The sequence below is a fragment of the Zestomonas ipomoeae genome (assembly GCF_057128665.1).
On record NZ_JBSKHQ010000029.1, the window covers coordinates 1 to 12,968 of the forward strand.

The following is a 12,968-nucleotide window of genomic DNA, read 5'->3' on the forward strand; positions in this document are numbered from 1 at the left end:
GCCACCAGCATGCCGGTGCCGCGCTCCAGGGATACCCCGACCCGGCTTTCGGCCTTCACGCCCTGGGCGATCAGCAGGTGGGCCAACTGATTGGCGCGGGCCTCAAGCTCGGCGTAGCTCAGCCGCTCGGCGCCATGCACCAGAGCGATGGCATCCGGGCGAAGGGCCGCCTGTTCGGCGAACAGCGCGGGGAACAGGCGCGAGTCGTCGTGCTGTTCGCGGGGGTGGTTCCACTGCTCCAGCTGGCCGCGCTCGGTGTCGGTGAGCAGGCGCAAGGTCGCCAGCGGCGCGTCAGGCTGCTCGACGAAGGCCCGCAGCAGTTGCCGGAAGCCTTGCATCAAGCGCTCGATGCTGCGCTCGGCGAACAGGTCGGCGGCGTAGGCGAAGGTGATGCTCAGCCGATCGCCGTCATCGCGCACCGCGTCCAGCGCCAGATCGAAGGGAATACGACTGGCCGGCAACTCGTCCAGGCGCACCGTGCACCCCGGCAGCCAGTCGAGCGGCAGCGGGTGCTGGTGACGGTAGTTGAAGGCCACCTGGAACAGCGGCTGCTGGCCCAGGCTGCGGCTCGGCGCCAGGGCCTCCACCAGTTGCTCCAGCGGCGTGCCCTGGTGAGCCAGGGCCGGGCCCAGGCTGGCCTTGGTCTGCACCAGCCATTCGCGCACGCTGAACCGGGCCTGCGGCTGCCCGGCCAGCACCAGGGTATTGACGAAGAAACCGATCAGCCGCTCGCGGCCCTTGCCGCGCCCAGCCACCGGTACGCCGATGCGCACTTCGCGTTGGGCGGAGATCCGCGCCAGTTGCAGTTGCAATGCCGCCAGCAGCACGCCGAACAAGGTACAGCCGGCGGAACCGCCCAGCGCCCGCAGGCGCGCCACCAGGTCCTCCTCCAGCTGCAGGGTGCGATAGGCCGCGTCGCGGTCGGCCCTGGGCTGGCGCGGGAAATCGTCCGCGAGGTTCGGCGAGGGTTGTTCGCTGCCCAGGGTGCGAGTCCAGAACTCCAGCTGGCGTCGCCCTTGCTCGCTAGCCGCCCAGTCGCGCTGGCTCGCCGCATAGTCGCTGTAGGACTGCGCCAGCGTACCGAGCACGGGCTCGCGGCCCTGCTGGTGCGCCCGGTAACTCTCGGCCAGTTCCTCGATCAGCACCCGCACCGACCAGGCATCGGAAACGATGTGGTGCATGCCGATCAGCAGCGCATAGCGCTGGGCACCCAGCCGATAGAGCGCGGCGCGCATCTGCGGCCCGCTGCCCAGGTCATAGGGCCGCTCGACGAACGCCCGGCCGCGCCGCCGCACCTCCTGCTCCAACTCCTGCGCCGGCAACCGGGACAGGTCCGCCTCCTCCAGCGGCATCGCGCAGCAGGGCAGCTGTGCCTGCATGGGCACGCCGTCGCGCTCGGCGAACACCGTGCGCAGGGTGTCGTGGCGGACCAGCACCTGGTCCAGCGCGGCGACCAGCGCGTCCCGATCCAGCGCCCCATCCAGCCAGAGCAACCCGCCGAGGTTGTAGGCACTGCTCTGCGGCGCCAGCCGGCTGAAGAACCACAGGCGCTGCTGGGCATAGGACAGCGGCGTCCAGTTCAGTGCGGCGGCGGCCAGGGGGGTGGAGTGGGCGTTCATCGGTGACACCTCCGGGACAATCGGTCAGGCACCCAGGGGCGTGGGCAGCGCGTCGGCGCGCCACAGCCGTAAGGCATGCAGTTCAATCAGTTGCAGCACGTCGGTTTCCTGGGGGCGCAGATAGAAATGGTCACCCTCCAGCCAGTGCAGATGGAAATCGGCGCGGGTCTCGCGGCGCCAGGGGCGCAGCTCCTCTTCGTCGAGGCTGTCCTGCCGGGCGCCGAGCACGTGCAGTTCGCACGGCAAGGGTCCACGACGCCGGTAGCGGTAGCTCTCCGCCAGGGCGAAGTCGGCCCGCAGCACCGGCAGGCACTCCTGGCGAAACGCCGGGTCACCCAGCACCTCGCGTGGCAGTTCGCAGAGGCCATCCAGCGCTGCGATCAGCTCGCCTTCGCTGCTGGCCGCCAGGCGCGGCGCCAGGGCCCGCCGGCTGGGCGCGCGCGAGGCGGACACGAACAACGCCAACGGCGGTCGGCGGCGCTCGGCATGGAGCCGGTGCGCCAGCTCGAAGGCCAGCAGGCCGCCAAGGCTATGCCCCCAGAGCAGATAGGGCCCCTGGCACTCGGCACGCCAGGCGGCCAGCAGATCGTCGATGGCCCGCTCGAAGTCGCGCTGCAGTGGCTCGTCGCCGCGCGCTCCGCGCCCCGGCAGCTCCAGCGGGCAGACCTCCAGCCAGCGCGGCAGCAGCGGCCGCCAGCGCGCATAGGGCATGGCGCTGGCGCCGGCGTGGGCCAGGCAGAACAGCTGCATCAGGCCTCCATGGCCTCGCGCAGGCTGCGCGGGCGCATGTCGGTCCAGACCTCGGCGATGTGCGCCAGGCAGGTCTGCCGATCGCCGCGCACCCCGGCATCACGCCAGCCGGCGGGCACCGGGCGGTACTCCGGCCAGATGGCGTATTGCTCTTCGTCGTTGACCACCACCAGGAACTGGGTGTCCGGACTGTCCAGGCTCATGTCGATTCCTCTCGTTACGCGGATGACTCGCCACTAAAGACGCTTGGCGATGTAAATAATTTTCATTTAACCCTTAGCCCGAGGCGTAGAACGCCCTCGCCCACACAGGCGATCCTTCGGTCCGGCTGCGCTACATCGGGTTGGCGATCTCCCGTACCGCATCCTGGCTGGCGCGGTGGCGGTCGTCGCCGATCAATTCCAGCAACTGGCCGCCGTCCATCTTCAGCAGGCGGTCGGCCTGGTCGAAGTAATGGTCGTCGTGGGTGATGGCCAGCACCGTCTTGCCGGCCGCCTTCAGTTGCGGCAGCAGTTCGCGGTAGAACAGCCGGCGGAACACCGGGTCCTGGTCCGCCGCCCACTCGTCGAGTACCAGGATGTCGCGTCCTTCGAGCATCGCCAGCAGCAATGCCAGGCGCTTACGTTGGCCCTGGGAATAGCGCGTGTCGCGCAGACGGCCGTCGCCGTGGCGCACCTTATGGGCCAGGTGCAGGCGCTGCAGCCAGTGATCGGTCGCGGCCGGCTCGACCTCCGCGCCGTCCACGCCGAGCAGCCGGGCGAACAGGTGGAAATCGGTGAACACGCTGGAGAACAGGCGCCGATAGGCCGGCCAGTCGCCCTCGCCGATCAGGCGTCCATCGAGCAGCACCTGCCCCGCCACCGGCCGGTACAGGCCAGTGAGCAGCCGCGCCAGGGTCGACTTGCCGCTGCCGTTGCCGCCGACCAGGAACAACAGCTCGCCGCGCGCCAGGGTCAAGTCCAGCGGGCCAACGTCGAAGCCGGCCTCGTCGCCCTCGCCCGGATAGCGATAGACCACGCCGCGCAACTCCAGCCTTCGCCAATCGCCGGCCAGCGCCGGCGGCCGCTCGAAGGCGTCGCGCAGGGGCGCCAGGTCCAGCGCATCGAGCGTGTCCAGGGCAACCCGCGCCGCCAGCATGCTCGGCAGCGAGCCGACCGCCGCCACCATCGGCGTGCGCAGGAACAGCACGGTCAGGGCGAAGGTCGCCGCCACCGCCGAGCTGGCCCAACCCTGGCCGTTGGCGAAATAGAAAACCAGGCCGATGGTGCCGAGCACCATGATGTTGGCCCAGTTGCCGGCCAGGCCGTTGTAGATGTCGGCGCGGGTGACGTGGGCACGGTAGGCCTCCGCGTTGGCATCGAACTCTTCCTCGTACAGCCGCCGCGCGCGGTCGCGGTTCAGCGCCAGCTCCTTGCGCCCGTCGATCACCGCCTGGTAGTCCTGGTAGAGCCGGTCCTCGGCTTCGCGCAGCAGGCGGATGTGATGATTGACCCGACCGACGAACACCCAGCCTACCGCCAGGGTGAAGCCCAGCCAAGCCAGGGTCACGGCGAACAGCGGCGGCGACAGCCAGGCCAGGTAGGCGAAGGCCGCGAGACTCAGCACCAGGCCGTAGACCATCTCCGGCAGATGCACGAAGGCGATGGTGATATTGCGGATATCGCTGGACAGGCTGGCGAGGATGCGCGGTCCGCCGATCTGCTCCAGGCGCTGGATGTCGGTATCCAGCACGCGCTTCACCACGCTGCGACGCAGGCGATAGACGAAGCGATGCCCCAGCCGGTGCAGCGACACCTGGGCTGCACCGGCACAGAGCAGCAACAGCAGCAGCAACCCGGCGAACTGCGCCAGCGCATCGACCAGCAGGCCGTCGACGGCAATCAGCCGCAGGTTGATGAAGGCGATCACCCCGATGCTCAGCAAGGCGCTGCAGAGGCTGAGCAGCAGCACGCCGATCAGGGACAGGCGGTGGTCGAGGAACAACAGGCGCAACAACTTCATGTTCGGTTTCCGTTCAAGGGCGAAGCCGGGCTTCGCCGGACAGGGATCAAGTCGGCAGCTCGCCCAGCTGCGAGCGGCAATGGCCCAGGGCGTCGCGCACCATGAAGTGCACGAGCGTGGGCGACGCGCTCAGGTGGCTGGCCACCTCACGCTGGCTGTAGCCCTCCAGCTGACTCATGGTGAACGCCTCGCGGGTGCGCGGTGGCAGCTCGCCGAGGGCCTCGATCATGCGCTGCCAGTCCAGCCGGCCCAGCGCGCTGCGCTCCGGCGACGGCGTCGGCGCGGGCAGCTCGTCGAGCTGGGCATCCTCCACCTGGTGACGGCCTTCGAGGGCCAACCGGCGCAGGCGGTCGATGCACAGGTTGCGCACGGTGCGGAACAGGTATTTCAACGCATCGTCGATGACCCGTTGCTCGCCGCTTTCCCAGAGCTTGAGAAAGGCATCCTGCACCACGTCCTCGGCCCGCGCCGGGCAGCCGAGCATGGCGCAGGCCGACTGCACCAGCGCAACGCGATGGCTGTCATAGAGCCCTTCGAGTTCAGCGTGCAACGCCTCGCGCGGCGCACTTGGGGAGAAAGGGGGAACACTGCAGTGGCGATGAAAAGCGCCCATGGTCGGCCTTCCTGGCGGATGTCAGGATGCACATATTAATGATAATAATTATCAATACAACCCTTTAAAACGTCAGGCACCCGCTCTAGCGCAAGGGTTTGATGATGGCGCTATGCCTTATCGCCCTGCTGGCGCGGCCATACCAGGCTGAAACGGGCACCGCCCAGGCTTTCGCTATCGCCGACCAAGGCGCGCCCGCTGTGCCAGTAGATGATGCGGCGCACGATGGACAACCCCAGCCCGTGGCCGCCGGAGGCACGGGTACGGCTGTCGTCGAGCCGCAGGAACGGCGTGAAGATGCGCTCCCAGGCGCTTTCCGGCACGCCCGGGCCGTCATCCTCCACATCCAGCCGACAGCGCATGTGGCCGATGCGGTAGGTGATGCGCACCCGCGTTTCGGCGTGGCGCATGGCGTTGGTCACCAGGTTCTGCAAGGCGCGGTGCAGGTAGCGCGGCTCCGCCTCCACCAGGGTGCTGCCATCCGCCGGCGCCGCCTGCATGCGCCCGCGCTCCACGCGCACGCTGGCACGCAGCGGCGCCAGCTCGGCGATCACCTGGTCGACCAGCGCATCCAGGTCGACCTCCTGGAAGTTCAGCGCCGGTGCGCCCTGCTCCAGGCGCGCATAGACCAGCATCTCGTCCACCAGGCGGTCGAGGTCCTGGATATCGCTGTCCATGCCATCCAGGTACTTGCGCCGCGCCTCCGGCGTCTCGGCAGCTTCGATCATTTCCAGGCCGAAGCGCAGCCGCGCCACGGGCGTGCGCAGCTCGTGGGACACCGCACGCACCATCTCGCGCTGCACCGAGAGCAGTTGCTGCAGGTGCTCGGCCATCTCGTTGAACGCCGCCGCCAGGCGCCCCACCGAATCGGCACCGCCGGCCGGCACCCGCGCCTCCAGACTGCCCAGGGCGATACCGGTGGCTGCCGCCTCCAGCCCGCGCAGGCGTTGCTCAAGCTGCCGCACCAGCAGGTAGACCACCAGGCCGATCAGGGACAGGCCGAGCAGACCGATCAGCACCAGCAGCTCGGGCGGATAGGGATTCATCTGGTACATCGGGCCGATTTCCAGCACCCAGTCGGTACCGACGATGCCAGCGAACACGCGGATCGAATCGCCGCCCTTGCCCAGCGCCATCACCGTGTCGCCCTCATCGACCCGGCGCCGCTGGTCGCCATCCAGGTCGGCCTCGTCCAGGGTCACCAGGCGCAGCTCGAACCCGAAGCGCTTGTCGCGCTTCAGGTCGGCCAGGCGCTCGGGCTGCTCCGCTTCGGGAAAGCGCACCAGCTCGTCACTCAGGAGATAGACGGTGGCCCGGGCCAACTGCTCGCTGATCTGCTGCACCTCGCCAGTCAGCACCGACTGCTCCTCGGCACTGACCAGGCTGTAGACCCGCGCCGAGTGAGGGCCGGTCTGCTCCACCAGGACCTGGCCACGCAGCAGACGCTTGCGCGCGCCGCCGTCGAGCTTCTCGCCCTCCAGCGCATGGATTTCCAGCGGAATGCCCAGCAGGCGACTCCACTGCACCAGCGCCCGGCGCCGCTCGACATCCACCATCGGCTGCAAGTTGTCGCCCATCAGGCGGAAGGTGCCGCTGGCCAGGCGTTCGCGGTACTGGTCCGAGCGCACCTGGTTGACCAGGTGCAGCGCCGCCACGCCCAGCACCGCCACCAGGACCAGCACGGCGAGCATGCCGCCGTAGATGCGCAGGAAGATCGAATTCATCGTCGGCTCCGCCGAGGCATAGTGGAGTCGCCAGGCCGCGCGGCAAGCACCGGAGTCACGGCGCTGATTACTCGGCCGTCTCGCGCACGAACAGGTAGCCCTTGCTGCGCACCGTCTTGATCAAGCGGGGATGCATCGGGTCGTCGCCGATCTTCGGCCGGATGCGCGAGATGCGCACGTCGATGGAACGGTCCTGACCGTCGTACTCGATGCCGCGCAGGGCGTTGAAGATTTCCTCGCGGGAAAGGATGCGCCCGGCATTGGCGGCCAGCAGCCAGAGCAGGTCGAACTCGGCGCTGGTCAGTTCGATGCTCTCGCCCTTGAGCCAGGCCTCGCGCATGGCGTTGTCGATCACCAGCGGGCCGAACTCCAGGCGCCGCGGGGAATCGCCGGCCACTTCGGTCGCGGCACCGTCGCTGCGGCGCAGCAGCGCACGGATGCGGGCCAGCAGCACGCGTGGACGCACCGGCTTGCACACGTAGTCGTCGGCCCCCATTTCCAGGCCGAGCACCTGGTCCATGTCGTCGGTGCGCGCGGTGAGCATCAGGATCGGTCCATCGTAGCGGCCGCGCACCTTGCGACAGATGGACAGGCCATCCTCGCCGGGCAGCATCAGGTCGAGCACCACCAGGTCCGGCTGCTCGCGCACGATGCGCTCGGCGGCCCGCGCACCGTCGGCCTCGATGGCCACCTTCAAGCCGTTGCTTTCCAGATACTCCCGCGTCAGCTCGGCCAGACGCTGGTCGTCTTCGACGATGAGGATTTGCCAGACTTCTTGCTCCACGGTGTCTCCTAGCGGACCAATGAAAGCGGCCGGCATTGTAGCAACGACCGAGGCCAAAGGGCTGCCCGCAGACACGGCCCGGCAGTGAGCGAAGCGAAAGCCGGCGCCAACGAAGGCCAGGTACCGACTTCCAGGCCCTGTTGCTTGCGACGAATCGCTTCGCACCAATCGCACGTGGCTCACTGCGTTCGCCGGTATCTCGACGGACTGGCGGACCAGCGCGAAGCAGCGCCCCGCCCTCTCGTTGCCTCCAGCCGCAGCGCCGGAACCCAGGCCCGTGGACCTGGCCGTGGGCGAGGCAGCACAGCCATGCCGCACCACCGTCGTCAACCACTATATGTAGTGTTCGAGCCAACCATTTGAAATTGGCCCAAAAATAAAAAACCACGACGAATGGTCGCCTCTCGACGGAGCTTGGAGTGGCGCCGTCTGCAGGCAGTTACGCAAAGGTAACCCACAGGTTTATCCACAGGCCGGCCGCCTTGCCATCTCCCGCTTCAAACACTATCTTGTATCGCCAACGCGATTTACCCCTATATGTGGTGGTAAAGCCAAGAAAACGCTCTACGCTGAGATCAAACGAAAGGCCCTCTTGCAAGGGCCTTTTGGCATATCACGTGCAATAGATTTTCAACCCCCGGCGCGTTTTTCGGCCGTCGCTGAGCTGGATGCGCCTTATCGCAACGGCTCAGAAAACGTATGGCGCTGTCAAGGGCCAGACACTAGGGGTTGTGGTTGTGGCAAAACGCCGTCACGACCAACCAGCCAGGGAGGCACTCGAAGTCCGCTCTTTCGCTTCAATCGAGGTGTTTCATGCATGGCCGGAGTGCCCGCATGGAGCGTTAGCAATGAAAACGAAGGTCGGCACGGTAAGTGCCCCAACAAAATATCTATAGAAACATGGAGTCCCCCATGCACACCGACACCACTCGCGAGAACCCGCAGGCCGTTGCGCCGCAGGCCACCGATTCCACTCAGGATCTGGCCGCCACCGCACCGGGCCAGCTGCGCGTGATCAAGCGCAACGGCACCGTCGTCCCCTATACCGATGACAAGATCACCGTCGCCATCACCAAGGCGTTCCTCGCAGTGGAGGGCGGCACCGCCGCCGCCTCGTCGCGCATCCACGATACCGTGCGCCGGCTGACCGAGCAGGTCACCGCCACCTTCAAGCGCCGCATGCCGTCCGGCGGCACCATCCACATCGAAGAAATCCAGGACCAGGTCGAACTGGCCCTGATGCGCGCCGGCGAGCAGAAAGTCGCCCGCGACTACGTGATCTACCGCGAAGCCCGCGCCCAGGAGCGCAAGCGCTCCACCGCCGACAACGAAATCGCCCAGCCGCACCCGAGCATTCGCATCACCAAGGCCGACGGCAGCCTGCAGCCGCTGGACATGGGCCGCCTGAACACCATCATCACCGAAGCCTGCGAAGGCCTGGCCGAGGTCGATGGCGCGCTGATCGAGCGCGAGACCCTGAAGAACCTCTACGACGGCGTCAACGAGAAGGACGTCAACACCGCCCTGGTGATGACCGCCCGCACCCTGGTGGAGCGCGAGCCGAACTACTCCTACGTCACCGCCCGCCTGCTGATGGACACCCTGCGCGCCGAAGCCCTGGGCTTCCTCGGCGTCGCCGAATCGGCCACCCACCACGAAATGGCCGACCTCTACGCCAAGGCCCTGCCGGTCTATGTCGAGAAGGGCTCCGAGTTCGAGCTGATCGACAGCAAGCTCAAGGACTACGACCTGGCCAAGCTGGGTGCCGCGATCAACCACGAGCGCGACCAGCAGTTCACCTACCTCGGCCTGCAGACCCTCTACGACCGCTACTTCATCCACAAGGACGGCGTGCGTTTCGAGCTGCCGCAGATCTTCTTCATGCGCGTGGCCATGGGCCTGGCCATCGAAGAGCCGAAGAACCGCGAAGAGCGCGCCATCGAGTTCTACAACCTGCTCTCCTCGTTCGACTACATGTCGTCCACCCCGACGCTGTTCAACGCCGGCACCCTGCGCCCGCAGCTGTCCTCCTGCTACCTGACCACCGTGCCGGACGACCTCTCGGGCATCTACAGCGCCATCCACGACAACGCCATGCTGTCCAAATTCGCCGGCGGCCTGGGCAACGACTGGACCCCGGTGCGCGCCCTGGGCTCCTACATCAAGGGCACCAACGGCAAATCCCAAGGCGTCGTGCCCTTCCTCAAGGTGGTCAACGACACCGCCGTGGCGGTCAACCAGGGCGGCAAGCGCAAGGGCGCGGTCTGTGCCTACCTGGAAACCTGGCACATGGACATCGAGGAATTCATCGAGCTGCGCAAGAACACCGGTGACGACCGCCGCCGCACCCATGACATGAACACCGCGAACTGGATTCCCGACCTGTTCATGAAGCGCGTGTTCGACGACGGCCAATGGACCCTGTTCAGCCCGTCCGACGTGCCCGACCTGCACGACCTCACCGGCAAGGCCTTCGAAGAGCGCTACGAGTACTACGAAGCCATGGCCGGCTACGGCAAGATCAAGCTGCACAAGACCATCGCCGCCAAGGACCTGTGGCGCAAGATGCTCTCCATGCTGTTCGAGACCGGCCACCCGTGGCTGACCTTCAAGGACCCGTGCAACCTGCGCAGCCCGCAGCAGCACGTGGGCGTGGTGCACAGCTCCAACCTCTGCACCGAGATCACCCTGAACACCAACAAGGACGAGATCGCCGTGTGCAACCTGGGTTCGGTGAACCTGGTCAACCACATCGTGGACGGCAAGCTGGACCTCGCCAAGCTGGAGAAGACCGTCAAGACCGCGGTACGCATGCTCGATAACGTCATCGACATCAACTACTACTCGGTCCCGCAGGCACGCAACTCCAACTTCAAGCACCGCCCGGTCGGCCTGGGCATCATGGGCTTCCAGGATGCGCTGTACCTGCAGCACATTCCCTACGGCTCCGATGCCGCCATCGAGTTCGCCGACAAGTCCATGGAAGCCATCAGCTACTACGCCATCCAGGCCTCCTGCGACCTGGCCGACGAGCGCGGCGCCTACGAAACCTTCCAGGGCTCGCTGTGGAGCAAGGGCATCCTGCCGCTGGACTCCCAGCAGATCCTCATCGAGCAGCGCGGCCAGAAGTACATCGACGTCGACCTCACCGAGTCCCTCAACTGGGCGCCGGTGCGCGAGCGCGTGCAGAAAGGCATCCGCAACTCCAACATCATGGCCATCGCACCGACCGCGACCATCGCCAACATCACTGGCGTGTCGCAGTCCATCGAGCCGACCTACCAGAACCTGTACGTGAAGTCGAACCTCTCCGGCGAGTTCACCGTGATCAACCCCTACCTGGTGCGCGACCTCAAGGCCCGCGGCCTGTGGGACCCGGTCATGGTCAACGACCTCAAGTACTACGACGGCTCCGTGCAGCAGATCGAGCGCATCCCGCAGGACCTCAAGGACCTGTACGCCACCGCCTTCGAAGTGGAAACCAAGTGGATCGTCGACGCCGCCAGCCGCCGCCAGAAGTGGATCGACCAGGCCCAGTCGCTGAACCTCTACATCGCCGGCGCCTCGGGCAAGAAGCTCGACGTGACCTACCGCATGGCCTGGTACCGTGGCCTGAAAACCACCTACTACCTCCGTGCCCTGGCCGCCACCAGCACCGAGAAGTCCACCATCAACACCGGCAAGCTCAACGCCGTGTCCAGCGGTGGCAACACCGAAGGGCTGCAAGCCACCCCGGCCCCAGCCGCCGAGCCGAAGCCGGCCCCGGTGCCGCTGGCCTGCAGCATCGACAACCCGGACTGCGAGGCCTGCCAATAAGAGCTGCGCGCCATCCCCTCTCCCTCCGGGAGAGGGTCAGGGTGAGGGGCCGAGCCGAACACCAGCTCCGGCCTCCAAGCTGTCCGCCGCGCCCCAGCGCGGTGTCCCCTCTCCCCCTGGGAGAGGGCTAGGGTGAGGGAACCGAGCCGAACTCCAGCTCCAGACCCAAGCCATACACCGTAATACCGCCGCGCCCCAGCGCGGCATCCCCTCTCCCCCTGGGAGAGGGCTAGGGTGAGGGGACGTCCTCCAGCCGGACAAAAATCCCTCCCCAATAAGAATTCCGCTTTTGCGTGCACCACCCAAAAGCATTCACATTTTCAGACCGGCCCTGCCCGGTCCTCACTCAGGAGAAGCCGTCATGCTGAGCTGGGACGAATTCGACAAACCCGAAGAAGGCGCTACCGCCACCAAGCCCGCCACCGCCCAGGCCAACGCCGAACTGAGCATCGAAAAGCTCGATAGCGTCGGTGATGCCGCCGCCCACGAAGCCCGCGCCGTGGACGCCAACGACTCCGCCGCCGTGGCCCGCGCCAAGGCCGCACTGAACGAACTGGACATCCAGGAAGGCCTCAACGAACTGGAAGGCGAATCGGCCCGCGTGCGCGTCGACGAGAAGCGCATGATCAACGCCCGCGCCGACCTCAACCAGCTCGTGCCCTTCAAGTACGACTGGGCCTGGCAGAAATACCTGGATGGCTGCGCCAACCACTGGATGCCCCAGGAAGTGAACATGAACGCCGACATTGCCCTGTGGAAGAGCAAGGACGGCCTCACCGAAGACGAACGCCGCATCGTCAAGCGCAACCTCGGCTTCTTCTCCACCGCCGACAGCCTGGTCGCCAACAACCTGGTACTGGCCGTCTACCGCCTGATCACCAACCCCGAGTGCCGCCAGTACATCCTGCGCCAGGCCTTCGAAGAAGCGATCCACACCCACGCCTACCAGTACTGCATCGAATCCCTGGGCATGGACGAAGGCGAAATCTTCAACATGTACCACGAGATCCCCAGCGTCGCGAAAAAGGCCTCCTGGGGCCTCAAGTACACCCGCTCGATCTCCGACCCGACCTTCCAGACCGGCACCGTCGAGACCGACAAGGAATTCCTGCGAAACCTCATCGCCTACTACTGCGTACTGGAAGGCATCTTCTTCTACTGCGGCTTCACCCAGATCCTCTCCATGGGCCGCCGCAACAAGATGACCGGCACCGCCGAGCAGTTCCAATACATCCTGCGCGACGAGTCCATGCACCTGAACTTCGGCATCGACGTGATCAACCAGATCAAGATCGAAAACCCGCACCTGTGGGACGCCGCCATGAAAGACGAAGCGACCCAGATGATCCTCCAGGGCACCCAACTGGAAATCGAATACGCCCGCGACACCATGCCCCGCGGCGTACTCGGCATGAACGCCGCGATGATGGAGGACTACCTCAAATTCATCGCCAACCGCCGCCTGACCCAGATCGGCCTGAAGGAAGAGTACCCAGGTACTACCAACCCCTTCCCGTGGATGAGCGAAATCATGGACCTGAAGAAGGAGAAGAACTTCTTCGAGACGCGGGTTATTGAGTATCAGACGGGTGGGGCTTTGAGTTGGGATTGATGGCCCGTTGATATCATAGTAGATTGGCCCTACACCTGCCATGGATGTT

General features: G+C 66.2%; 9 protein-coding genes. 2 read left to right on the top strand and 7 right to left on the bottom strand.

The window, feature by feature from the left end; all coding sequences use genetic code 11:
• The 7 genes from ACWKV7_RS22385 to ACWKV7_RS22415 all read right to left on the bottom strand — a co-directional run.
• Positions 1-1,619, bottom strand: a 1,619-nt coding sequence (locus ACWKV7_RS22385) for a condensation domain-containing protein (RefSeq protein WP_483859919.1), incomplete at its 3' end; no start/stop codon positions are given.
• A gap of 24 nt (positions 1,620-1,643) precedes the next feature.
• A complete protein-coding gene (locus tag ACWKV7_RS22390) occupies positions 1,644-2,369 on the bottom strand; it encodes a thioesterase II family protein (RefSeq protein WP_483859920.1) in 726 nt (241 codons plus the stop codon).
• A complete protein-coding gene (locus ACWKV7_RS22395) occupies positions 2,369-2,572 on the bottom strand; it encodes an MbtH family protein (protein ID WP_483859921.1) in 204 nt (67 codons plus the stop codon). Before ACWKV7_RS22395 ends, ACWKV7_RS22390 begins: the two co-directional genes overlap by 1 nt.
• Positions 2,573-2,702: 130 nt before the next feature.
• Positions 2,703-4,370, bottom strand: coding sequence for a multidrug ABC transporter permease/ATP-binding protein (locus ACWKV7_RS22400; RefSeq protein WP_483859922.1), 1,668 nt, complete (start codon positions 4,368-4,370; stop codon positions 2,703-2,705).
• A gap of 46 nt (positions 4,371-4,416) precedes the next feature.
• Complete coding sequence (locus ACWKV7_RS22405; RefSeq protein WP_483859923.1) at positions 4,417-4,983, bottom strand: sigma-70 family RNA polymerase sigma factor; 567 nt, start codon at positions 4,981-4,983, stop codon at positions 4,417-4,419.
• 110 nt (positions 4,984-5,093) lie between these two features.
• On the bottom strand, positions 5,094-6,707 hold the full coding sequence (locus ACWKV7_RS22410; RefSeq protein ID WP_483859924.1) for an ATP-binding protein: 1,614 nt from the start codon (positions 6,705-6,707) through the stop codon (positions 5,094-5,096).
• 67 nt (positions 6,708-6,774) lie between these two features.
• Entirely contained in the window at positions 6,775-7,491 is a 717-nt protein-coding gene (locus tag ACWKV7_RS22415; protein ID WP_483859925.1) for a response regulator, read from the bottom strand.
• Positions 7,492-8,403: 912 nt separating this feature from the next.
• Here ACWKV7_RS22415 and ACWKV7_RS22420 point away from each other — a divergent pair.
• Together ACWKV7_RS22420 and ACWKV7_RS22425 are read left to right on the top strand one after the other, a co-directional pair.
• A complete protein-coding gene (locus ACWKV7_RS22420; RefSeq protein WP_483859926.1) occupies positions 8,404-11,307 on the top strand; it encodes a ribonucleoside-diphosphate reductase subunit alpha in 2,904 nt (967 codons plus the stop codon).
• A 361-nt stretch (positions 11,308-11,668) separates the two neighbouring features.
• Positions 11,669-12,919, top strand: coding sequence for a ribonucleotide-diphosphate reductase subunit beta (locus tag ACWKV7_RS22425; RefSeq protein ID WP_483859927.1), 1,251 nt, complete (start codon positions 11,669-11,671; stop codon positions 12,917-12,919).
• Positions 12,920-12,968: the final 49 nt, after the last annotated feature.